Origin of the sequence: Rhizobium sp. IBUN (assembly GCF_000510625.1) — a bacterium.
GTDB classification, from domain to species: Bacteria; Pseudomonadota; Alphaproteobacteria; order Rhizobiales; family Rhizobiaceae; genus Rhizobium; species Rhizobium altiplani.
In genome coordinates, this window is sequence record NZ_AZNV01000006.1 from 80,669 (window position 1) to 104,511 (window position 23,843).

Below are 23,843 nucleotides of genomic sequence, written 5' to 3' on the forward strand. Positions count from 1 at the left end.
AGGGCGTTTAGCATGACCGATACCAACAAGGTTCTTTGGTCCGAGGGGCTCTTTCTGCGAACGCAGCATTTCCAGCAGCAGGACCGCTATACAGAAGCACTGATGCGCGGCTCGCTGCAGGCTGGACGGTTGCAGACCTTCGGCTTCAAGTCCCTGATGCTGGATGCCGCGCAGTTGGAAACCGGACGGATAGCGGTGACGTCGGCCCGTGGCATTTTCCCGGATGGCACTCCGTTCGCAATACCCGAAACGATGGACGCCCCGACCCCATTGACAATCACGAACGACATGGGCGCCGGCGCTGTTCAGCTCGCCCTGCCGCTCGAACCTCCGGGAGGTGCCAGCTTCGATCCTGCCCACCGAGATCCCACCGGTGCGAGGTATAGAGGAAGGATCGAGTGGGTTCGCGATGCCGTGCATGGCGGCGCTGATCCCGAAGAGATCGAGATCGCCCGTCCGCAAGCCCTGCTCCTTTCCCCGGCGCAGGCGACCGGTGGCTACACCGCAATGCCGGTGACCAACGTTACCGGGCTCCTGTCCGATGGCAGGGTGGCGATCTCCGAAAACTTCCTGCCGCCCGCACTCGCAACCGGGACCGTGCTGTTCTATGGCCAACTCCTCCAGGAAGTCATCACTGGGCTTGACCGCATAGCCGAAGCCCATGGCAAGATGGTGCTCGGCGGCCCCGGCCGCAGCGTAGAAAATCTGCTGGTGCTCGATCTTGCCAACAGCGCCCGCGCCCGGTTGGCGCATATGCTTCCTCAGGAGGTTTTTCATCCCGCCGAGCTCTTTCTGGAGCTCAGCGGACTGGCTGGCCGGATGGCGACCTACGGGTCAGGTTCCCGGCGACTGAGCGAGCTTCCCATTTATGAGCACATGGCGCCTGGACCAGCTTTTGCTGCACTCGCCGACACATTGCGCTCACTGATCCTGAGCCTGCGCTATGTCGAGCCGAAGTCGCGGGCGCTGCCTGTTTTGAAACACGCCACCAATGTCTGGAAGGTCCGCATCGACAATCCCGAACTTCTGACGGCCAGCCGCATTGTCGTGCGGGTCGGATGCGACATGTCCGACGAAGCGCTGCGCAAAATCTTCGTCAACCAGGTTACTGTGGGTGCTGCGGACGAATTCGAGGCGCTGTGGAAGTCTCGACTGCCCGGTATCGGCCTAAAACCTCTTCACTCTCAGCCCCGCGAAATTCCCTACGACGGAGATCGCCTCTGCCTCGAACTCGATCAACGCAGCGAGCACTGGGAGTCGCTTCTACGCTCGCCCGGTTTTGTGATTGGAGTCTCCGGTGTTTTGCCAAACGAACCACAGATCGACTGCTACTCGGTAAACAGGTAGTACCATGTCAAGTGAGGATCCATTCGGCCTATCGGAAGATCAGGGTCGTACGCGTATCCGCCCCGTCCCCCCGGGCGCAATGCCGGTCATTGCCACCGGCACACTGGCTCGACGCGCCCGATCCCATCCTAATCCATTGGTCAATGCCTTCGCCAGGTTGTTCGAATTTGCCCCCGAACTCGAGAATGCATTGCCACCCGGCAATCCGGAAGCATTGCGAACCAGGCTGATGGAGGAACTCGTTTCGGCACGCGATGCGGCCGTGGCGTCTGGCGAAAGCCTGGCCCGCGCTGATGCGGCCGCCTGGGCTGTCGCCGCACTGCTTGACGATCTGGCACTGAACACGCCTTGGGGTGGATCCAGCGCATGGCCGCGCCAGCCGCTGGTCGTCATGCTACGCGGCGATGTGGATGCCGGGGAGCAGTTCTTCGCCAGGCTGGAGGAGCTGGAACGCCATCCCGGTCGCGATCGTGAATTGCTGGAGCTGCAGTATATGTGCCTGGCGCTTGGGTTCCGCGGCAAATATCGGGTGCCGGGGCGTGCCGGCGATCGCTCCATTAACGCCGTTCGCGCTGCAGCCGCGCGCTTCTTGCGGGACGTGGATGCCGAGGGTGCGCCGCTTTCGCCGAGGTGGGAGGGCGTTACGGCGAAAGACGAGCCTTCCGGCTTTGCCATTCCGATCTGGGTGCTCGCTGTCGTGGCGGTCGCACTCGCGACTGCGATCTACGTGCTGTTATCGACGCGGTTGGGCTCCAAGGCGGAAGAGCTTGCGACGCTCGTTCGGGCGCTACCACCGCCGGAGCGCGCCGAAATTTATCGCCCGGAGAAACGCACACCGCCGCCGGGCGCGCCGCCAGTCGAACCCGTCGTCCTTGCGCTTTTACCAGAGTTCCGTGCCGCCGCGCCTCCTGCGCTTCTTCCGGCTTTGAAAGGCAATGAAAACGCCTCTCGGGTCACACTCCTGCTTCAGTCGAGCACTCCGGAGCTCTTCCCTTCTGCCCGGGCCGAATTGACAAAAAGCTTCGAACCCCTCGTCGCATCGATTGCGGCTGTGCTCAAGGACAACGCCGAGCTGATCAGAAGTGTCACGATCGTCGGACACACCGACAATGTTCCGCTCCAGGCCACCAATCCCCTGTCCAACAATCAGCGCCTCTCGGAGGCGCGCGCTGCAACGATTGCCGCCTTGTTGCGTGCCAGCGGCCTGCCGCCGGATCGCCTGAGGTCGGAAGGACGTGCAGCAACGCAGCCTCTGGCCGGAAACGACAGTCGCGAAGGCCGGGCTGCCAACCGCCGCATCGAGCTCCTGATCGAAAAGGGGCTCTGAGATGGCGGTCTTCCGATTCTTCTGGGCAATCCTCACCTCGCGCTGGCTCTGGACCTTCATCGGGCTCGTGCTGCTGTCCCTGATCATCTGGATCTTCGGCCCAATCATCAGTGTCGCAGAAAGCGCGCCATTGGCTTCTGAGACGGTACGACTGGTTGTCATCGGCCTTCTTGTCGTCCTCTTTCTCATCTGGTGGATCGCGGCGCAACGCCGGGCGATCAAGGCCAATCGCATTTTCGTTTCCGAGATCGTCCCTCCACCGGAAGCGCCGCCAAGCCCGGCGGAAGAAGGGGTCGCCTCTGTCGGCGCAAAGTTCCGAGAGGTGATGACGGAGCTGAAACGCCAGAAAGTCGGCGGCCGAAAACTTCTACGGGAGATGCCGTGGTACGTCATCATCGGGCCCCCGGCAACCGGCAAGACAACCGCACTGCGGCAGTCTGGACTGAGTTTTCCCATTGATCTGTCGGATGATTTGCATGGGGTCGGTGGGACGCGCAACTGCGACTGGTTCTTTACTGAAGAGGCTGTGCTGATCGACACTGCAGGCCGCTACGTTCAACAGGAAAGCCAGCCCGACGTCGATGCAGCCGAATGGCTTGGCTTCCTCGATCTTCTGAAAAAGCACCGGGGCCGCCGAGCCCTGAACGGCGTCATCGTGGCACTGGCAATTGACACGCTGGCGGAAGGTGACGCGGCCATTCGGGCACATGGCCGCCAGATCCGCAAACGGCTCACCGAACTGCAGGAGAGGCTGGAAATTCGTCTGCCCGTTTATCTGATGCTGACCAAGGCCGATCTCATCAAGGGGTTCGAGACTTTCTTCGCAGGCCTGTCGACGGCGGGACGCGAGCAGGTCTGGGGAGCAACCTTCTCACCCGGCGCTCGCATCGACGGCAGCGAAGTCACGCGGGAACTCGAAGCATTGGCTGGCGTGCTCGAACGACGCCTCATTCCCCGTCTGGAAAGCGAAGAAAACCTTAATGCCCGTGCGGAGATCTTCCGCTTCCCGGCGCAGGTCGAGAGCCTTTCCGAGCCTATTCGCGTGCTGGTAGAGACCATTTTCGGTGAAAGCCGCTATGCAGAGAGCGCCTGGCTGCGCGGTATCTATCTGACCTCCGCCACTCAGGAAGGCACCGCAATCGACCGGCTGACAGCAGCACTTTCTTCTTCTTTCGGCCTGCCCGCACAGCCCGCCACCCCAATGCCTCGGGTTGAAACGCGCAGCTTCTTCCTGAAGGACCTGCTCACGAAAGTGATCTTCAAGGAAGCAGGTCTCGGTACGTTTGATCCCGCGGCGGAGGAACGGCGCATATGGATATGGCGCGGTGCGGCAGTGGCCGCGGCGGCGTTGGTTCTCGTGGCCGGCCTGTTCTTTACGATCTCCTATCGGAAAAACAGCGCCGCGCTGGCCGCACAGGCCGAGCAGCTCGAAGCCCTGCAGATTCCGCTCACTCCGATTGCTGCGCGTCAGGCGCCACTCGAACCGCTCGATCTGGATGTGGCGCTCGAAGCTGCAACCGAAGTCTTAAATGGCCGTACCGAGCCGCCAGGCGGCATGGCTGCGTTGATCGGCCCTTCCGCGGCAACCGAGATCAGACAGGCGCAGGCCGACGCCTACGATCGCTCGCTGCGCAACATATTGGAACCACGCATGGTCGCGCTGCTCGAAGCGACCATGTGGCGTCAGATCCGCGACCCCGAATACCTGCTCGGAGCGCTGAAGACATATCGCATGATGACGGGCTTATCGCCGATGGATCCCGAATTTGCCAAGCAATGGTGGACCGAGCGGCTGCCCGAATTCGCACCGGTTCCACCGTTCCGCACCGACATGGCCGCCGATCATCAACTTGCGGCAATCGACAACATGGCGGCGGAGCAGGCCCTTATTCAACCCGATGAGGCGCTGGTGAGCGAGGCCTTGCGGGCCATCTGTTCAATTCCACTTCCAGTGCGTGCCTATAATGCACTGCTGTCCGACCCGGAAGTCAGGGCGCTCAAGGAATGGGTCCCGGCAGATCATGTCGGCCCGAATGGCCTCAAGGTACTCGCTCGGCGCTCGGACAAGACGCTTCGGGTAGGCATCAGCGGCACCTTCACCTATGACGGCTTCCACAACGTGGTTCTTGCGCGGCTGGAAGACGTCGCCACGCAGGCTGCGCTCGACCGCTCTGTTTTTGCCGGCGGTTGCTCGGAAAGCGCCACCCCTTCTGTCGCCGCGCTGTCGCAGGACATCCTCAAGCTTTACTACGACGATTACATTGCCAAGTGGGACAGCTTCCTGCGCGACGTAAGGCTCGCTCCACTGACCGACCTGCAGACGGCAAGCGAAAATCTCAAGGATCTCTCCAGCGCAGACTCTGCCATGAAACGGCTTCTGGACGCCGTCGTGCATGAGACGGAACTGACCCGTCCCGAAGATGAGGGTGGCGGTAAAGTCCCTCCTGCGGCAACCTCCAAGCTCCTGTCCAAGCTCGGCAAGATCGGCAAGCTTGCCAAGACGGGCGTGAAGTTGATGCCCGCCGGCTCCAAAGCCGAAGTGGACCTTTCGGGCGCTCCGGTCGCCGAGCACTTCAAATCCATCAAGGGCGCAATTGCCGAGGTCGATGGCCAGCCTCCGGCACTCAATGATGCCGTGGCCGCGATGACCGCGCTTTCGAACATGCTGCAGACAGTGTCGGCGAGCCCCGACGCCCAGGATGCCATAAAGCGGCAAGGAGGCTTGGCCGAGCTCACGGGGGCAGTTGCAAAACAGGCCATAACCCTGCCTGATCCATTGGACGACTGGCTGGCCGGCATCGCTGGCGATACGAGCGGCATTGCGACGAAAGCGGTGACCTCGGAACTCAACGCCATCTGGCGCGCTGATGTGTTGCCCTTCTGCCAGGCAGCGCTCGCGAACCGCTATCCATTCATTGCTGACAGCGCAATCGATGTGAACGTCGTCGACTTTGCACGCGTCTTTGGCCCGGGCGGGCTGATTGACAGCTTCATCAACAATCACCTGATCAACTACATTGACGTGACCCGCCACCCGTGGAAATGGCGAGCGGACATCCACCTCGATTCATCGTCTTTGGCAGCGTTGGAGCAGGCCCGGCTGATCCGCGACAACCTCTTTCCTGGCGGCGCCGGACCGATCCTGACCTTTACGCTCGAACCGAAGGATCTCTCTCCGACCGTCGGCCGTGTGACGTTAAACGTCGACGGCCAGAGCCTCACCTATTTCAACAACCCGACACGCCCGCAGCCAATGACCTGGCCAGGCAAGGACGGGACCGGTGTGATTACCCTTGCCTTCCAACCGCTCGACGGCTCACCGGAAGTGATGGTCAGCGAAACCGGAAGCTGGGCTTTCCTGCGAATGTTGCGTGCCGGTCGTCTGAGCGGAACGGAACTGCCCGAACTCTACAAGTTGCGGCTTGCCGCTCAGGGCCATTACGCCGATTTCGAGCTGCGGGCCGCGAGCGTGGCCAATCCCTACGATCTGAAAATGTTTGCGAGGTTCTCATGCCCGACGAGGCTTTGATCCTGCCAGGCTTCTTTGGAAAACTGCCCGCGATGGGGGATTTCGTGACGCGCGGTCTGCCGGCAGTCTTCGTTGGCCCGTGGGATCGCTGGATCAGCCGATATCTGGTTCATCGATTTTCTCGAGGTTCGGTGACCTCTCATCCGGCGTTGCGGTTTATCCTCGGATCCGAGGCCTTTGGGCCCATGACCGGCATCGTGATGGCAAGTTCCGACCGCGCAGGCCGCCGGTTTCCCTTGACCATCGCGGCCGCGCCGCCGACCCTGGCGGCCGAAATCGCGGTTTTCGCCGCGGACTGGTTCGATGCACTGGAAGCGGCGGGAAAATCTGCGCGCGACGGCGCAATGGACGGCGATGGGCTCGCTGCCCTTCTTGCGACCCTGCCCTATCCCGCGATCAAGATATCAGGCGATGTGGTCCGAGGCATGGCATTGTGGACGCAGCCTGGCGAGCCAATCGAGATTGATCCTGGTGCACCTGAACCAGCGCTTCGCCACCTCTTCCCCGAAAGTCTGGAGGCGAGCTGATGCAGATCTGGAACCAGACAGGCTTCCCGACCGAATTCACGATGGGGATGGACAAGGAGGGCCGCGAATACATCGCCATCGTCGTCAAGGGAACCTTCGACTTTCCCGAGACGCCAGGTGCCCCCGTGCAAAAATCATCCGTGCAGACACCGCTGGTGATGGCCGACACATACACGGGTGCACCCGGTTTTTCGGCCACCCTCTGGGAGACCGACTTCGCCTTTCGCAAGCCGCGCTGCGACGTCATCGCCAACGGATTTGCCTATGCTCCCGGCGGGCGTCCAGTCGACCGCGTCAGTGTCGGGATCAAGGTCGGCAACTGGTCGAAGGTCTTTGATGTCCTCGGCCATCGCGAGTGGCGCGCCCGCGGCCCACTCTTCGTTGCCACGAGTGCGCAATCCTTCCTGCGGCAACCTTTCTCCTACGACACTGCGTGGGGCGGTACGGACCGCCTCGACCCGGAGGACAAGCTGCCGGCGAGCTATCCGCTCAACCCCGTCGGCAGGGGATGGGCGCGACCGAAGAACCAGCATCTGGTCCCCGGTCTACCCCTTCCAAACACACAGGCGATAGGCGAGGAAATCCGCTCGCCGTTTGGCGACTACCGGCCAATGAGCTTTGGCCCATACGGGCGGGGTTGGCCGGGCCGCATTGAATTCGGCGGCACGTATGATCAGAACTGGATCGACAACATCTTCCCGTTCCTTCCGCCCGATTTCGACGAGCGCTACTTCCAGATGTCGCCGCCCGACCAGCAGATAGAACATCCGAAGGGCGGGGAGGACGTGGTGTTGGTCAATCTGACACCGGCCGGGCGCGAGAGTTTCCGGCTTCCAGCGACCAGTCTACCGATGACGTTGTTCAAGGGGCGCGAGAAAGTCTTCGAGAGCGCTTTGGCGCCCGACACTGTCTTGTTCGATCCGGAGAACAGGCGCTTCTCGCTGGTCTGGCGCATGTCGCAACGCATCCACCGAACGATCCTCGACTTCAGCGAGTGCTGGGTCGGACCGCCGACCCAATCGATGCTGAGGGCGCGGGCCACCGGTCGCACCTACGTGCGCGCGAGCAGTGCGCCCGCGGCGCAGGAGGAAGAGGCATGACCGCCCCGATCGACATCGTCTCGGTTGGAATGGCAACGGCCGTCGGCCTCGACACACAATCCGCCTGCGCGGCAATGAGAGCGCGCCTGGACGGCTTTCAAGAAACGCGTTTTCTGGGACCTGGTAGAGAATGGCTGATCGGAGCTCCAGTACCTCTGCCGCGCAACTGGCTTGGCGAAACGCGTATGGCCCGTCTCGCCGGGGGTGCCATTTGCGAGGCCTTCGAGGCCGCTCCTGAAGCCCGCGGCCAGACTGCGCTTATCCTCTGCCTCGCCGAGGAGGACAGGCACGGCCGCCCCGCCCCCGAAGGTGCCCGTTTGCTCCAGCGCATAGCTGAGATCGTGGAATGTCCGCCGCATGGCCGCTCGAGAATTGTACCCTATGGTCGTCCGTCGGGGCATGTCGCCCTGGAACAGGCCCGCCGCATACTGGCGGCGGATGCAGCGCCCTTTGTGATGATCGCTGGCGTCGACAGCTATCTGACGGCAGAGACCCTTTCTTATTATCTCGCCAGCGAACGCCTGCTGACTGCGGATAATCCAAATGGCTTTATCCCGGGGGAAGCCGCAGCAGCCGTGCTTTGCACCCGTTCACATAGTGGCGCCCTTGGTCTGGCCGGGCTCGGTCTGACCCGCGAGCGGGCCTTCATTTACAATGCGGAGGATCTACCGCTGCGGGGCGACGGCATGACCTCGGCGTACCGTGCCGCACTTCACGAAGCCGGCATTGAAATGAGCCGGGTGGGCTACCGCATCGCGGATCTTGTCGGCGAGCAATACTGGTTCAAACAATCGGCATTGGCGAGCCTACGCCTGTTGCGTGGCCGGCACGACTTCCAGGACATCTGGTCGCCCGGAGAAAGCCTCGGCAATGTCGGCGCGGCCGCTGTGCCCATTATGATCGGCATGGCCTTCATGGCCGCCCGCAAGGGCTACGCCGCCGGCAATCCGGTCTTAATCGAAGCCTCCAGCGATTCTGGCGCCTGCGGCGCTGCTATCCTGGCGACGAGGGCAGCTTAAATGTCCAACGTCTTCGCAAACGGCCTTGAAATTTCTGGCAGGGCCGTGAACGCCAGAACCATCGCGGTCTTCCCGGACACCTGCTTCACCCCGCCTGAGAACCCGGCAACACCGCCCGGCGTGCCCATCCCCTACCCCAGCTTCGGATTTGCCAGCGACACAGAGAAGGGCACGGGCACGGTTAAAATCGGCGGGCAAACCGTCAATATCAAGAACAAGTCAGACCTGTCGAGAACGTCCGGCACCGAAGCAGGCTGTGCCACCAAGAAGGGCATCATCACATCGAACAACACTGGCAAAGAGTATTTCAACAGCTGGTCGAATGATGTGAAATTTGACGGGGAGCCGGTCATCCGCTTCACCGATCTCGCCACCAACAATCATTCCTCCCCAGGCCCCAACACGGTTACATGGCCCCATATGGCCGGATTGAGCGCCGGGGGCCAGGACTGCGAAACCCTGCTCAACAAATATCAGATCCGGCTCCATCAGCATTCGAAGGCCGACTGCCCTGCGGGGTCCGAATCCGAACACTTCGTTCGCGTTGGGTGCTTCCAGAGCAGTCGCAAGCAGAACAAGTCTTTCACGCGATGGAAGGAGTACGACAACCAGACCGCCCCATGCATCTGCATGCGTTCCCGAAAGCACAAGAAAGGGGGCGGGTTTCAGCGCGGCGACGGCAGCAAGAAGGGAACGCCCCACAACTTGAAAACGAACCAAGAAGCCGCATTCTTCCGAAAGGAAAAGAAGCGACGCAGGAAGCCATCGCTGAAGAATGCGATGGAAAAGTCACTCGATGCTGTACGGAAGAACGAACCCGCGATTAAGAACGCGCCGCAGAAGGATGCCGACGACATGATTGAATGCTTGCGGCTCGTAATGATAAACTATCTTCAGGACGTAGTCCGACCGAAGAAGACACAGACCGAACTGAATGCAATGACGGTAGGAAGGTGATGACGGACGATCCAGAGCCGCGTCTCGACGACTACCCCCTTGACGAGATCGACATCGAGGCGATCAACGCCTTCCACCTGGGGAGAAATCTCTTCTCCGTATCCGTGCAACTTAGCGACAAGAACGACGAAGCGGGACGCTCGTTCCTGCTGCGGATGTCGCTCGACGACCAGATTCGCCAAGAAGTACTGCTGGACATCGACGATCTCATTCTCTCGCATGTCAGCCTCTCCGAGAAGGAACATATCGCGTTGCAGGTCGGTGGAACCACCCATCACATTCGCAACGGCACCATTGCGACTGGCGAAGGACCGGAGGCGTTCACGAACAAGCTCTGGCATCTCGACCAAAGGACTGCCTATCTTTATGGAGACGAAGGAACTGTTTGCCTGGCGCAGGGCACCCAATGGGTGCCGATCGAGACACGGACTTCGGCTTTCCTGCGTGCCATGCATGGTCCGACACTTAAGCTCATTCACGTGGCCGGCGATCAGGGGACATTGCTGCGCCTCGATGGCACTCGTTGGCGCCCAGTTCCTCTCGGATTCAACCACAGCATCTCTGCGTTGCAGGTTGCGCGTGACGGCAGCGTATATCTCGGCTGCGAAAATGGCTTCTGTGCCCGGTACGCGGATGAGGAATTAACGGAGATAGCTGGACCGGGTACACAGATATGCTCGATATGCGAGTTCGCTGGAAATCGGTACTGGGGAGATGACGAGTACGGCCTTTACGTCCAAAAAGGAATGAAACTCGTGCCGTTCAGATCACTGGGCTTCGTCTATGCGATGCATGCGACCGACGACTATCTTGTTGCGGTGGGCTGGAAAGAAGTCTTCACGTTTAACGGAAAGGCGTGGTCAGGGATCGAGTTTGGTTATGACGGTAACCTTTTTGTTCGTAGGATCGACATGACTCGCGAATTCATTTGACGAGCGCTGGCGGCGTTCGGCGTCTGCTCAAGCGGACGTCTCCAGAGTCACTTTCAAGTAGCGTCTGACCTTGTCGAGATCGAGTGCCCGAATCCGCAAGTCCGGTGAGCCAGATAGCATCCGCACCACAAACAACTCCCCGGCCTCGTGAAACGAGGCGTACCGCTCCTTGGCAATTTCCAGCCCGGTCTCTCCTGCCACTCGCAAGCCGTCGATATGCGCTTCCAGCCTCTCGATCAGCCGCGCAAGCCGCTCCTCGTCCATTTCGGGGTTTTCGTCCGGATGGAGCAGATGATAGTCGTAGACCGTCCACAGGAATGCCGCCATCTCAGCATGCTGGCGGACGATTTCGCGAAGAACAGGTGCGGCAGGCATCAGTTGAGGTTCACCGATCCGCCACGAATGCGGTTGGCGGCGCTGGCGTGGCTGGTCACATAGGTGCCGCGTATGGTGATATGGCCGTCCTTTTCCATGATGATCGTGGCCTTGCCGCAACGAAGCTCAATACGCTCCTCGCCGGTGATCCGCACGCGCTCGCCGTCGCGAACGACATGTGGCGACGAAGACTTGCGCGCCGGCTCCACGATCTGGCCGACAATCAGTGGCCGCATCGCCTCTCCGCCTTCAAAGAGCAGCGCCACCTCAGCACCGATCATTGCCGATGTGAGGTCGGCCAAGCTGCGCGCAGGCAACGCGGTGTCACGGGGGTTGCCGGGAAAGACGACCAGCGGCACGCCGGCATCGAACCCCAACAACACTCCGATCACCACCCCTTCTATACGTTCCCGAGTCTCGGCCATCTGACTGCCCCTCAATTGTGAGTGATCTTACTGCCTTTCCACGTGACTTCGCTTGAAGCCTTGCCATTGAACTTGCCTTTGGCGTTGACAGAAATATCCTTGCCTTCGATCGTAATCGTGCCATCCTTTTTCATTGAAATGGCCGCAGAGCCGCACTTGATGACGACTGAGTCACCGGCGTCAATCAGCAGATCTTTTCCGATCTTGATCAGCCCGTCCTCACCGACCTCGAGCGCGCTGCCTTTCGCAACTTTCACAACGCGGGCACCGCTGATCTCCGTAGCATCGTCCTCCCCGATCTTCGCGGTGCGTGTCTTGGCGATCTGGCTTGTCTGTCCACCGCCAATGCCGATGCTCTGGTCAGTGCCGACATCCCAGCTGTCGGAAGTTCCGATGTCATGGCTTTGGCTGATAGCGACGCTTACCGACCTGGTCGCGCCGATGGTGTTCATCTGAGCGGCTCCCACCGTTCTGGTCTCTGCGGCCCCGACCGTATCGATCCGCGCCGCACCCACGACGACCGTCTGGACGATGCCGACTGTCTGCGTGTGGTTGGAGCCGATCGTCTCGGTGGAGTTCGCGCCGATGCCAATCGTCTCGTCTGCGCCAACGGTAAGTGAGCGATTGATGCCCACCGTCTCGGTGTCGTTGGAACCGATATTGACCGTGCGGTCGACGCCTACCTTTGTCGTCTTGTTGTTGCCGACGTCCTCATCGAGGTTCACGCCGACGGAATGCTTTGCATTGTTGTCGATGCGGTCGGACTGGTCGTGCTGGACCAACTTGCCGCGGTCGTTCTTGATCAGCAGGTTGTGGTCCTTCTGAGCCTGGAAATAAACCTCTTCCGATCCGGCCTTGTCCTCGAAGCGCATTTCGTTCCAACCGCCGCCGCCCGGCGAAGAATTCGTCTTCAACCCCGATTGGGTGGCATTTCCCGGCAGCTCGTAGGGCGGCATCTCCTTGCCGTTATAAACCCTGCCGGTGATAATCGGCCGGTCCGGATCCCCCTCGAGGAAGTCCACGATCACTTCCTGGCCGATACGCGGGATCTGGATGAAGCCCCACCCGGCTCCGCCCCAGGTTTGCGAAACCCGTACAAAGCAGGAACTGTTCTGGTCCTTTTTGCCGAGGCGATCCCAGTGAAACTGCACCTTCACCCGCGCATACTTGTCGGTGAAGATTTCCTCCCCTGAAGGACCGACCACCGTCGCGGTTTGCGGCCCCCGCATGATTGGACGAGGCGTGATACGCTGCGGCCGGTAGGTGATGGAGGTTGGAGCGACCTGAAGTGCTGCGTGGAAGGTTTCCTCCCCTGCATAACCAGCCGGGCGGTAACCGGGGTCGAACAGGCGATATTCGGCGCGCAGGACAACATGCTCCGTGTTCTGGTCCTTCCGCCGGAAGTTTTCCAGTTTGAAGGTGCAGCCTGAAGCCAGCCCCCGCACAGTACCGGCGGCGGTGATACGCTGATGCGCCGCCTGTATTTCCTCGCGTCTTACCAAGGCCACAGCGTCGCCGCGGCCCACATTCAAATGGGCACCTGGATGGCGGTAGTGCTCTCCTTGTGATTCTGCGTGAGAAAAGGGCTGTGTCGACTGCGCCATGAGGTCGGCGCCCGGCTTGGTGAAATCATAGTCCGTGTGGGCGTAGGCGCCCGGGTGAACGGAACTGGTTGCCACCCATTGCGTGATATATTCCTGGTCCCGCCGCACAGGGTCGCCTTCCGCGCGGAACTTGACTGTCGCATAGCCCGGCGCCGGCTTCAGCTTGTTCATGGCGTCCGCGAGGATGAGCGTGTGCTCTCCGTCGCCATACTCGAAAAAATACATGATGCCTTCGTGCTCGAGCAGGCGCTGCACGAAATCCAGGTCGGTTTCGTCATACTGCACGCAGTATTCCCTCGCCTCATAGGATCCTTGCAGCCGCTTTTCAAACTTAGCCGGCTTATATTTCGAGAATATCTGCTCGACGATTTCCACGACACTCATGTTCTGAAAGATGCGGCAGTCAGTGGTGTTGGCGAGCAGCCAGAGCCACGGCCGCAGCTCCGCCTCGTAATAAGCAAAGCCTTCCTCGATCCGCGTCAGGCGGAAGTCTGAAACGAGCCCGCTGAACCACCGCTTGGGATTTCCGGCCTCGCCCTCAACCGAAATTGGCTTTCCAAGCAGTTTGAGCGCGTCGACGTTTTCGTCGGAACTGACGAAACCGACGGTGAAGGCAAAACACCGGCTTATCTCGTCATGGCCAATGAGGTGCGTAAATGTCAGCGTCGCGGGCCCAAGCGGCGTCTGGACGGTTGTCTTGCGTTCTTCAGCCATTCGGAGAGTGCCCCTGTCTCGTGACGCCGGCATTCCTGTATCAGGAGCCTAGCACAAAGACCCGCCACCTCGAAAGCCGCATCGGCGTTGCCGAGGTTCATACTCTCCGGACGAAGTACTGACGCCGATTGGGTTTTTTACGCGGTCACGCGATGATACCGATCGGCCATCATCACCCAGGCTTTTGCAGGGATCGGAGTTGGGCGGAGCACTTTGTGCCTCCATGGATCCGGTCAGACATACGTAGTCCCGCCACTAAGCCACACTTTCATCCTCAATCCTTTTCCCTAGGCGAAGCTGCAAAAATTGCATTACTATGGACGCTGTATCCTTGCCGTTCATCAGGACAACGAAGTCAACAATCTGGGCTTACCTGCCATGACGCAAAGAAGTTCGGGCCTTCGGCCGCAATGGATTTTTTTGATCCCGCTGTTGGTGCTGTTTTTAACGGCGTTCTCGCAGATGGCCCATGCGGAGCGTAAAGCCGCTATCGTGGTCGGGAACGGCGAATACGAATTTGCGCCTTTGTCGAATCCAAAAAACGATTCCAAGCTGATTGCCGCAACGCTCACCGAGCTTGGCTTCGATGTCCTGCTCTTCTACGACGTAAAGAAAGCCGCCGTCGGCGATCTCGAGAATGCAATCCGCAGCCACCTGATCGGTGCCGATCTTGCCATTCTCTATTATGCGGGACACGCGCTCCAGCACGAGGGCCGAAGCTTGCTGCTACCCGTCGATGTACGGACGGGGTCTGCCAAGGAGGTTATCGATGACGCCATCGCCCTCAATGATCTCATAGACATCGTCAAGAACGATCCAGTCGGCGTCAAACTGATCATTCTGGACGCTTGCCGCAACAATCCGCTCACCACCGAAAAAGGACTGGAACAGGGCCTCGCCAACATGGAGGCCGGCGCCGGTCAGGTTCTCATTGCCTTCGCTACCGGCGCCGGGGAAGTCGCCTATGACGGCACAGGCGCAAACAGCCCTTATTCTTTGGCGCTTGCCAATGCACTTCAGCAGCCGGGTCTCGACATCTACGACACGTTCAGAACAGTGCGGGGGGACGTGCGCCTGGCCACCAACGGATCGCAGATCCCGTGGATCACGGGATCGATCGAAACCAAATTCGTCCTGAAGCCGGCAGGCAGCGAGAAACCGGCGCCCGTGGTTGCGGGCGGTGACGGGGCACTGACGATCGATCAGGTTCTCTGGTATTTCATTCAAGACAGCGCGGATCCAACGGATTTCGAACGTTTTGCCAAAGCGTTTCCGAACAGCACGCTAGCCGCGGAGGCGGTCAAACGTAGCAGCCTTGAGGTTGCCGAGTTGCAGCAGCGTGGTCTGTTCGTCAGCGGCGCACTTGCCGCCACCCCGATTTCCACCGAGCCACCACCCTCCAATGAGGCCAATGCAGCTGCTGGGGCGGAGTTTGTCTTTCAGCAGGCAGGCGAGCGCGCCGTGAGTGAGACTTTTCGAATCTGGCCGCGCAAGATGCCTGACACACAAAGCGGCATGAAGTCTCTCGTTACGGATTGCGACCTGTACGCAGCCGATCCGAACGATCCTCAACGCGTGGTACCGGGCGTCACGAACGGACTGGTGAACATCCGCGACGGGCTACGCTCCTGCGGCTACGCGCTGGCGGCGGACCCCAACAATCCACGCCTGCAGTTCCAGTTGGCCCGCGTCCTCGAAATAGCCAAGCGCTATGACTGGGCGGAACATTTCTACCAACTTGCCGCCACGCAACAATACAGCGCTGCCCTCGTCAATCTCGGATACATGGCCCGTGCCGGCATAGGCCGCGAGGTCGACTACAAGCGGGCTCTCGATTTCTACATGCAGGCGGCACCGCTCGGAAATCTTAGAGCGAGGACGAATGTAGGAACCGCCTACATACGCGGCCAAGGCGTCCCACAGAATCCCGAAGAGGGAATCCTGTGGTACCGACTAGCGGCATCCAGCGGCTGGTCGAATGCAATCACTGCGCTCGGCGACAGCTTCCGGCGCGGCATCGGAGTGAAGAAGGATGACGTTGAAGCGACAAGGCTTTATGCCGCGGCGGCAGATGCCGGCCAGATCGACGCCATGACCAATCTGGGCCGTGCCTATGTCGGCGGCCTGGGCGTCGAGAAGGATGTCAAACGGGGCTTTGATCTGATGATCCGCGCCACGGAAATGGGTAACCAATACGCGCCTCTCTATGCAGCGCGCATTCTCGTCAAAGGCGAGGGCAAGGTTCGTCCCGATGCCAATCGCGCACTTTCCCTGCTGGAACTGTCGGCACGCCGAGGCTTCGAGGACGCCTATCTCGAGCTCGCCAAGGGTTACGCTGCGGGCAGCTTTGCCCGCGGAAAGCCAGATTTGAGGAAGGCATATTTCAACGCGACACTCGCCACGCGTTTCAAAGTCGAAGAGGCGGAACGGACAAAGACCTCGGTGGGCGAGAAGCTGGACGCTGCTTCACGAGAGGAAATCGAGAAAGATGTCGAACTCTTCGTTCAGCAGAATGGGCTTTGAGAGCACGGTGGTACGGTCATAGTGACGTAGTTGCACGGAACGCGGGGATGGCATTGCGCTGGATTGTCGAAAGAATTGGCCGGCTCTTGCGTTTCGGGAGGTCGCAGAGCGCCGTCAGGATCGCCGATCCCGCCACCGACGGGGACAGTCTTCAGTACGTCCTGCGAGACCCAGTTGACGAAGCCAAACCCAGAAGCCTCATTTCCGTCCTCGGTGCCATGCCCGCTAATCTCGCCGAGATTCTTGACACTGCCGTCGAAGCTTGCAGGGCTAATGGCGAATTTCCAGTTATCGTTCTGTCAGAACTGCGTCCCGACCTGACTGCTGCAAGTTCTGCCCCTTTGGAATTTGTCCCAACCCGCAGCCACCTGCCATCACTTTCCCCCGAAATCTATGGCAGATACTCGCGCAGGCGGTGGTCATTGATCATTGCGAAATGGGATATCGCTAGTGAAATCACAATCTCATCGACCATCGAGGAGTTTCTTGCCGATCAGCTCGGCGCGGATGTTTCCATGAGCTCACATTCGAGCAATCGCGGCATGCAGGGGTCGGTCAGCGCGGATGCTGAAGACAAGCTGCTCGACCGCTTTCGCGGCCATGGCGGCTCCATTAACGAAATTCAGGCGCCCCAGACGCCGGCGAACCTCGGTGCGGAAGGCATCTGATAGCGCCAGGTCGAGCGTTGTCGTGACACGATCCGACTCCGAGTATCGTAAGCAAAGACCCAGGCCCGCAGTTTGGGCATAAACGGCGCGAAGTTGCTGATCGTCCATTTCCGGCGCCTGGTTGGGCACGAAGATCGAGGGGATCCCTCCCAGGATGCTCTCATGGAAGCTGTTGTACCCCGCAGTGGTGACAAGAAGATCGATCGCGCTGGCGCACTCAGCCAAGGGGTAAACGCTTGTGCGCAAAACGCTCGGCCATTCCTGCTTGGGAGGTGGCGCCAACGGATTGAGGACCTGTACCGTCTGCACATTCCGTCTGGCCAGATCGGCGAAGATCAGACTGGGGAGATCCTCCAGGTCGAAATTTCGTTGCGACCCAAGTTGTACAGCAACCGTGAACCGGTCCGGGTTGACGCCAAGCTTGGCGGCAGCTTCTCTCCTGGGCAGGCCCGAACCGGGATCCAACAGAAGCACAGGGGGAACAGCAACTGCCCCGGGCATATCGCGGGTCGGACCATGGTCTTCGTCATGCGCAAATTCGCCTGGTTCGATCACCATGTCGAATATGTCCTGGACGCCCGGCTCGAAATTGTGGGAAAGACGCCACAACGCACGCCGGATCCAGATCCAGGCGAGGTCGCGTCGGCATTCGGCAACGGCAATTAACCCTGGAAACGGCCTGTTTCCATCAAACACCACCGCCGAGGCATCAAACGCCTCGACTGCCGTCACCAGCTCCTGCGCATAAGCCCTGTTCCAGCTTTCATCTGTTACGCCGATTGCCAAACCGGAAGGCGTATAGTCAACAGCATGACCTCGCGCATGGGCCAACGCGGATCCGGCCGATCGAGTAAAGAATATCGGATCCATATCATCGGGCAGCCGCTCTGCGATCGCCATCAGTCGTGTGATATGACCGAGCCCGATGCCGTTTGTCGCGACAAGAAGCACTCGGCGCTTCTTGCCTACACGTCGCGGGGCGGATTCAGGCGTCACACTTTCGGCAGTCTTGCCAGGTGAACAACCGCTGCCCACGGTCCGGCTGTTTTCCAGCCAAGAAGGTCTGCGAAGCTCAAGATCATCATAGAGGCGTGCCATGCGTTGCGGATATTGGTCGATCGCAAATTTCCTTCGGACAAGCTCCTTGGCGGCATTTGATTGTTGGAGATAGGTCGAAGGAGAGGCAATGAGGCGCTCGATGACGCTTCGCGTTTCTGCAATGTTGCAGTAGACCGCGCCATCTTCGAACAGGCTTTCAAATGAAGGGTCAAGCACTGTCACCAAGCCGCTGGCCATTGCTTCTGCGATACATACCCCGAAGGCTTCCACCCATTGCCGGCTGTGAAAATAGACATAGAAATCAAGGCGTCTGAGAAAGTCTGGGACGCTGTTTTGCGCGAATGGACTGATCTGCCAGTTCGAGCCGATCCACGGCTGGATTGGCTCTGGGACACCGCCCAACACCTTGATGGCGAAATTGGGTGCGTCGGGGTAAGCTGCCCGCAGGTCATCTGCAGAACTGGGCCATTTCGCCGGGTCTCCCCTCGTGTGGCGTCCCAGATTCACGATACCTGCCGGAGCTGATCGCTCGGGTAACGCCCATTCAGCGGCGTCGACCATATTATACAAATCGTGTCGGAGAAGCGGGGGGCTTTCGGTCCCAATACTATTTAACTGTGACCGGACCTTTGGCCCGACAGGGGCGAACGCGACTGGCACGCCAAAGAGCCTGTCCAAGACACGTCCCACGACCGTCAGATCGTATTGCGGAACGCGATTGCCGTCGAACAGAGGATGATGGACCACGCAAACGACGCGGCGAGGTCTTATGCGCACTGGCGAACTCGGCATACGCTCGAACACTGCAGGATGGTGAGCCAGAAGAATGTCGCACGTTGCCTCTTCCGACCCTGTTAGCCAGACGGCATTCGATTGTTCAATTGTGGCGGCCGTGCGAGTGTCGAAGACGCCTAACTCGCGGGTGCGCTGTCCGAGGAAGGGCAATAGCCCACAGCTCACTTCCAACTGTCTCGCCGCCTTGAGCTCGGCTCTCAGTGCGCTCGACGTACCGCCAAGAAATCGTGGGTCGGCAGCATGAACAACGTCAAAATGCATCAGCCAACCCCGAGATTATTTGCTGCACCCGGAATACCCTACCCTCAAATGAGCTTGAACCCTGTTTCAAATACCCTGATGCAGCGAGACATTTCCACCGCACTGCTCGCAGCCCCCGAGGCAGAGAACAGAACGGGCGCTAATAGGCTGATCCGCGGCCCCAGCCCCGTTCGGATTGGGTGTCCAACTTCCGTACTGCAACAGGTTGCCGTTGAACCCCCTTCTTCATCCTTTCGACCGCCAAGTTGCCGTAGCAACTGCGAGGGTGCTTTGCGAGGAAAGCCTGATAGGATTGACGCGTGTTCAGCTTTTGTGCCCGGCGCCAATCGGCAGATTCAGCTCGACTCGGCGGCGCACTTTGACAGTTACGGGCATTAGTTGGCGCAAAGGGTGGGTATGGCCAGGACGGCACGCATGCCGTCAAAAAGACCGAGAAAAGGACGGAAACACGTTTCAGCATGCGAGACGCTCCAATCCGGGATTTAGGCTAAAAACCTACAAGGAAGAGTAGAATAACTGTCGCCAAATAACAAGCTCCGCAATTCGCACCGACGTCCACGCGCCATCCTTTGCGACGAGAAAACTATTCCAGTAGCTCCGAGCTTACGGGCACAAGCTTTCTCGATTAACCCCGTCAAACATCGTTCCTATAGGGCCGGCGAAACCGGCCCGGAGCGCAGTCGCGAATGGCAGTGCCGGGCGCGGCACTCTCGTGTCGCGGTTCCATTATAACAATTGAAGCCTATGTGCCTGCCCATGACTGCCCAACAGAGGATCTAGTATGACTGAAAATAGCTCCGCCAATAATTTCCCTCCCGGGTACGAACTGCCAAAGGTATGGCATTGGGAAAAAGGCAACGGCGGACAGTTTGCCAACATTAACAGGCCCATTGCCGGCCCCACCCACGATAAGCTTCTGCCTGTCGGAACGCATCCCCTGCAACTCTACTCTCTGGCAACTCCGAATGGCGTGAAGGTCACTATCATGCTGGAGGAACTGCTTGCGCTCGGCCGCAGCGGAGCGGAATACGACGCGTGGCTCATTAGGATCGGCGATGGCGACCAGTTCGGTTCCGGCTTTGTGGAGGTTAATCCAAACTCGAAGATTCCAGCACTGATGGACCGTTCTACACCTGAGCCGACACGGGTGTTCGAAAGCGGATCAATCCTTCTTTATCTGGCAAGGAAATTTGACGCCCTGATACCACGGGAGCAGAAGGCGCAGACGGAGACGATGAATTGGCTGTTCTGGCAAATGGCCTCGGCGCCCTACCTCGGCGGCGGCTTTGGCCATTTTTACGCCTACGCTCCAATGCATATCAAATATGCCATTGATCGTTTTTCGATGGAGGTGAAGCGTCAGCTTGACGTGTTGGACCGTCATCTTGAAGGCAACCGGTTCATGGCGGGCGACGAATACTCGATTGCGGATATCGCAATTTGGCCCTGGTACGGGAACCTCGCGCAAGGAAAGGCTTACGGCGACTCCGGAACCTTCCTTGATGTTGAGAACTATAAGAATCTGCAGCGCTGGACTGCTGAGATCGCAAACCGGCCGGCGGTCAAGCGCGGCCGCATGGTCAACCGGATCAATGGCGATCCTTCAGAACAACTCCATGAACGACACGATGCCTCCGACTTCGAAACGCAAACACAGGATAAGATAGGCTAGAGGCAGAGGGGCCGTCTTACTCGGTTGGTTGCGAAGGTTTCGGCTGCAGGCGCACGTCAAACCTGCCGATCTTGTTCCTGCGCTTCCAGCCGTGCCCTTCGAAGTCGCTCGCTTTTTTCTTCCCTCTCTCGGCGCTCTTCCTCCACACTCTGGCGAGCGAGGCGCGTCGTTTCTTCGAAAGAATCGAGCCGTTGCTGCCTGCTCGACCTCGAGGATTTTCTGTTACCGTGCCCTGTCATTTCCATTCTCCTCGCGAGGGGCGTCGTGTCATTCGCACTCCTGAGCCGCGTCCGACGGTATCTAATCGTGCATACAGCAGTTGCAGCGCAGGATGCTCGCGCGCCGGTGAATGGATTTTCACCTGCTCTTGTCTGCGCGAGAAAAGAGAAACGTTCTGCTTCACAAACCGTTCAGTGCAGCACCGTACGAGCGCTTTGACTGCGAGATAGGGCGTTCCATCTCGATGAAAATGGCCGCTGTCGAATTCCTCAACCTCGATGAGGCAGCTATGTTCCACGTTCTGATGAGATGTTTGCGGCATTCAGATCATCGGTGCCAAATGTCATTCGCATTTCATGTGCCGGCTCGAAGCCAAGACTGCGATAAAGCGCTTCACCTGCTTTTGACGAATGCAACACAATCCCCGTGCGACCGCGGCTTTTCGAATAAGCAACAGAGTTGGGCATCAACCTCGTGGCAACGCCGCCCAATCCTCTAAACTCCTGCTCGACCCGGACACTCCACACATACCCGGTTTTGATATGCTGGCTTTCAAAACCTGGGGTAGCGCAACAAATGCAGTTGAACCGAGACGGAGCCTACGGACGTTCCCTCGTAAACCGCGAGGAAGGACGCGATCGCCAGCCTCGTCCAGGCAGCAACAATCGAAAGAACCGAAGAAGTTGGAAATGGAGATCATTTCGGCTCTGAGGCTGCCAATCACCTCCTGTGCCAACAGGATCAAGGGTTTCGGGGATGATGCAGCAAGTACTGTCGCTGGCGCAACGCCGGAAACCGTGTCGGCAACCTCGCAGCGCGCTAACAAGATGATCTAAGACGCCAAAGAGGCTCGCCACGAGATACCTGAGGCGAGCCCTTAGCATGTGATGTTGCGCCACGATAACCTACCCGCGACAAATGAAAATCTGACACATAAAGATTAAGGACCTGCTAAAATGCAAGCGGAGACAATGTGTTTATGCTCTGCGGCTGAGATCGACCCGTAATCCTTAAAAACCACGACGTTCGCAGGCGCCTCATGGCTTCAGGCTTTTCGGCGACATCTTCAGCCTTGATGTAGATCCATTTCAAGTTGCAAACCATTTTCAATGGGCGGCCCGCCAACCGAGCCGGATCATGCGCGCACCCTTACGGCGGCTGCCTAGCTGAGGCCGTCGCCAGACGCCAGGCTGGCGCTTGGGTTTCATTTCCGCTGACCCGCTGATCTGGACAGTTTTACGCGACGCGGTATGCCAACCCAAGGCACAAGCCAGAGATGAAAAGTATCAATGCGATCGCGAACTTCGTTCGATCAGTGAAGGCATAGAACGACGCCTCGGGAGGCGCTCCGTCGATACTGTCGGCGGGTGTCTCCTCTTCTTGTTTTTCAGGATCGCCCGCTAATGGCCGCAGGTCGCACGGAATATCGGCAGTTGAAACGACGACCCGTCTCACGCTGGCCTCATCAAACTTCACAGAAAAGGAAATCTCCTTGCTCTCTTTGATCGTCAGCAAGGCTTTCCGAGCGGCGGCCTCCTCGTTTTCGGCTTCGACAAGTGACGTGTGCATCACGAGATAATGCGGCATTCGATCCCTCTTGCTGTGCTGTTCGACGGTGATCGGCAACTCCACCGGCCACGTCAAGCGCTAGAGCGTGGTAATGTGTGCCCCTGACGCAAAATCCGGTTTCACGCCAGAGCGGGTCGAGAATGAAAAATCATTGCGCCTGCCTCGGATGGACTACGGTGCGCTACTGCCGTCGAGGCTTCTCCAGCGAGCTAAGCTTGCTCCCGTCGAAACATCATTTCTTTCTGCCCAACCACGAGCCCAAGACGCTTCGCCAACATATGCGCATCGGCAGGCGCTCGAACTTTAACGTCGTTGTCGAAATAGAGGTAAACATCCCACCCCTTTTTGGACGGGGAAAGCGGCGCGGTAACCCGTTCCGCGTCAACGGGCTCTTCGCCGCGGGCCCATGCAGTAACCCGCTCCGCCCAAGTTTTCAAAGCGTCATCGTAAGAAACGATAAGAGGAAGCTTCCCGCACGCCCATCCACTTTCCGGGCCTGCGAAATATGCGCATCACAAATAACCGAGAACCACGACTGATGATGCTAGTGTTCAATAATGCGACCTAGCATTCGATCTTGGACATTTTCTGGTCCGACTATTAACGCGGCGATTGAAGTTGCGCGTTCCCGCTCGGCGTAGTTATTGATGTATCCCTCTAGCAGCATGACAGGACCCAGCATCTTGATCGTGATGGCAGAGCTATCCAGATCGGGGTCGGCGGACATTGCCGCTTCAACGGATGCAATAGTCGCAGCCGAACTATGACCGCTCGTGCAATGCTGTTCATGGCTAAAGCTGTCTGATCCGAACTTCATCGTCTTTTCTCCTTCCGGCTCCCTTAAGAAACAGTCGAAGGATCATTAAGTTCGGGCGTTGGACTTAGGTCTGAATGAGAGGCGATGCTCTAGCGTTTGTGGCGGGCCACACTTGGAGTGGTTCGCATTCGTCTACGCAAGTCGAGAGATTCATTTTAGCGGCAATGAAAGGATGACCTGAGTTAAAGAGATCCCAGAGAATATTGTTGCTTATTTCAATGTCTTATCTTGAATACTTCCACTGTTAGGAAAGCTACGCAAGAGGCTTCCATGGCTTAGTGGCGTCGATAGACTGAAGGCTAAATGGCCGGCCGACCCTCAAGCAGGAAGACTAGCCTTCGCTCAGCCGACTTTGATCGCGCAGATCAAGTTTCGCCGATTGTCAATGCCACACTCCGCCATGC

The 23,843-nt window shown here is 59.0% G+C and carries 18 protein-coding genes; 11 read left to right on the forward strand and 7 right to left on the reverse strand.

The features are described from left to right. The first annotated feature begins 12 nt into the window (after positions 1 to 12). Genes tssK through RHIBUN_RS0108225 form a run of 8 tightly spaced genes read left to right on the forward strand, consistent with a single transcriptional unit; the run spans position 13 to position 10,738 of the window. A complete protein-coding gene (tssK, locus tag RHIBUN_RS0108190; protein WP_025659189.1) occupies positions 13 to 1,347 on the forward strand; it encodes a type VI secretion system baseplate subunit TssK in 1,335 nt (444 codons plus the stop codon). A 4-nt stretch (positions 1,348 to 1,351) separates the two neighbouring features. Next, positions 1,352 to 2,674, forward strand: a complete 1,323-nt coding sequence (gene icmH, locus RHIBUN_RS0108195) for a type IVB secretion system protein IcmH/DotU (protein ID WP_025659190.1) — start codon at positions 1,352 to 1,354, stop codon at positions 2,672 to 2,674. Between the two features lies 1 nt (position 2,675). Then, positions 2,676 to 6,203 (forward strand): type VI secretion system membrane subunit TssM, encoded by a 3,528-nt coding sequence (gene tssM, locus RHIBUN_RS0108200; protein ID WP_025659191.1) that lies wholly within the window; start codon positions 2,676 to 2,678, stop codon positions 6,201 to 6,203. Then, positions 6,185 to 6,730 carry a type VI secretion system-associated protein TagF gene (gene tagF, locus RHIBUN_RS0108205; protein WP_025659192.1) on the forward strand — a complete coding sequence of 182 codons (546 nt, stop codon included), beginning with the start codon at positions 6,185 to 6,187 and terminating at the stop codon, positions 6,728 to 6,730. Before tssM ends, tagF begins: the two co-directional genes overlap by 19 nt. Further along, positions 6,730 to 7,830: a DUF2169 domain-containing protein gene (locus RHIBUN_RS0108210; RefSeq protein ID WP_025659193.1), complete on the forward strand. Its 1,101-nt coding sequence runs from the start codon at positions 6,730 to 6,732 to the stop codon at positions 7,828 to 7,830. The genes tagF and RHIBUN_RS0108210 overlap by 1 nt, the downstream gene beginning before the upstream one ends. Next, positions 7,827 to 8,849 (forward strand): 3-oxoacyl-ACP synthase, encoded by a 1,023-nt coding sequence (locus RHIBUN_RS0108215; protein ID WP_025659194.1) that lies wholly within the window; start codon positions 7,827 to 7,829, stop codon positions 8,847 to 8,849. The genes RHIBUN_RS0108210 and RHIBUN_RS0108215 overlap by 4 nt, the downstream gene beginning before the upstream one ends. After that, the gene (locus tag RHIBUN_RS0108220; protein WP_025659195.1) at positions 8,850 to 9,806 is read left to right on the forward strand and encodes a DUF4150 domain-containing protein; all 957 of its coding nucleotides are present in this window, start codon (positions 8,850 to 8,852) and stop codon (positions 9,804 to 9,806) included. Then, positions 9,806 to 10,738: a hypothetical protein gene (locus tag RHIBUN_RS0108225; protein ID WP_025659196.1), complete on the forward strand. Its 933-nt coding sequence runs from the start codon at positions 9,806 to 9,808 to the stop codon at positions 10,736 to 10,738. The genes RHIBUN_RS0108220 and RHIBUN_RS0108225 overlap by 1 nt, the downstream gene beginning before the upstream one ends. 27 nt (positions 10,739 to 10,765) lie before the next feature. On the opposite strand, the gene RHIBUN_RS0108230 is transcribed toward RHIBUN_RS0108225, so the two are convergent. From RHIBUN_RS0108230 to tssI, 3 genes are read right to left on the reverse strand one after another with little or no spacing between them, the layout of a single operon-like run. Next, a complete protein-coding gene (locus RHIBUN_RS0108230) occupies positions 10,766 to 11,113 on the reverse strand; it encodes a hypothetical protein (protein WP_025659197.1) in 348 nt (115 codons plus the stop codon). Then, positions 11,113 to 11,538 (reverse strand): DUF6484 domain-containing protein, encoded by a 426-nt coding sequence (locus RHIBUN_RS0108235; RefSeq protein WP_025659198.1) that lies wholly within the window; start codon positions 11,536 to 11,538, stop codon positions 11,113 to 11,115. Before RHIBUN_RS0108235 ends, RHIBUN_RS0108230 begins: the two co-directional genes overlap by 1 nt. Before the next feature lie 11 nt (positions 11,539 to 11,549). Beyond that, on the reverse strand, positions 11,550 to 13,856 hold the full coding sequence (gene tssI, locus RHIBUN_RS0108240) for a type VI secretion system tip protein VgrG (RefSeq protein ID WP_025659199.1): 2,307 nt from the start codon (positions 13,854 to 13,856) through the stop codon (positions 11,550 to 11,552). Positions 13,857 to 14,234: 378 nt separating this feature from the next. Here tssI and RHIBUN_RS0108245 point away from each other — a divergent pair, with 378 nt between their 5' ends. Further along, entirely contained in the window at positions 14,235 to 16,379 is a 2,145-nt protein-coding gene (locus RHIBUN_RS0108245) for a caspase family protein (RefSeq protein ID WP_025659200.1), read from the forward strand. Between the two features lie 521 nt (positions 16,380 to 16,900). On the opposite strand, the gene RHIBUN_RS0108250 is transcribed toward RHIBUN_RS0108245, so the two are convergent. Then, positions 16,901 to 19,162, reverse strand: a complete 2,262-nt coding sequence (locus tag RHIBUN_RS0108250) for a glycosyltransferase (RefSeq protein WP_025659201.1) — start codon at positions 19,160 to 19,162, stop codon at positions 16,901 to 16,903. Positions 19,163 to 19,943: 781 nt separating this feature from the next. Here RHIBUN_RS0108250 and yghU point away from each other — a divergent pair. Then, positions 19,944 to 20,834 (forward strand): glutathione-dependent disulfide-bond oxidoreductase, encoded by an 891-nt coding sequence (gene yghU / locus RHIBUN_RS0108255; protein WP_025659202.1) that lies wholly within the window; start codon positions 19,944 to 19,946, stop codon positions 20,832 to 20,834. Between the two features lie 908 nt (positions 20,835 to 21,742). Beyond that, the gene (locus RHIBUN_RS36320) at positions 21,743 to 21,889 is read left to right on the forward strand and encodes a hypothetical protein (RefSeq protein WP_156932679.1); all 147 of its coding nucleotides are present in this window, start codon (positions 21,743 to 21,745) and stop codon (positions 21,887 to 21,889) included. A 400-nt stretch (positions 21,890 to 22,289) separates the two neighbouring features. Here the strand turns inward: RHIBUN_RS36320 and RHIBUN_RS0108275 are convergent, their stop codons facing one another. The 3 genes from RHIBUN_RS0108275 to RHIBUN_RS0108285 form a co-directional block, all read right to left on the reverse strand. Beyond that, positions 22,290 to 22,640 (reverse strand): hypothetical protein, encoded by a 351-nt coding sequence (locus tag RHIBUN_RS0108275; RefSeq protein WP_156932680.1) that lies wholly within the window; start codon positions 22,638 to 22,640, stop codon positions 22,290 to 22,292. 191 nt (positions 22,641 to 22,831) lie between these two features. After that, positions 22,832 to 23,059 (reverse strand): DUF72 domain-containing protein, encoded by a 228-nt coding sequence (locus RHIBUN_RS0108280; protein ID WP_025659206.1) that lies wholly within the window; start codon positions 23,057 to 23,059, stop codon positions 22,832 to 22,834. Between the two features lie 107 nt (positions 23,060 to 23,166). Beyond that, positions 23,167 to 23,439, reverse strand: a complete 273-nt coding sequence (locus RHIBUN_RS0108285; RefSeq protein WP_025659207.1) for a BON domain-containing protein — start codon at positions 23,437 to 23,439, stop codon at positions 23,167 to 23,169. Positions 23,440 to 23,843: the final 404 nt, after the last annotated feature.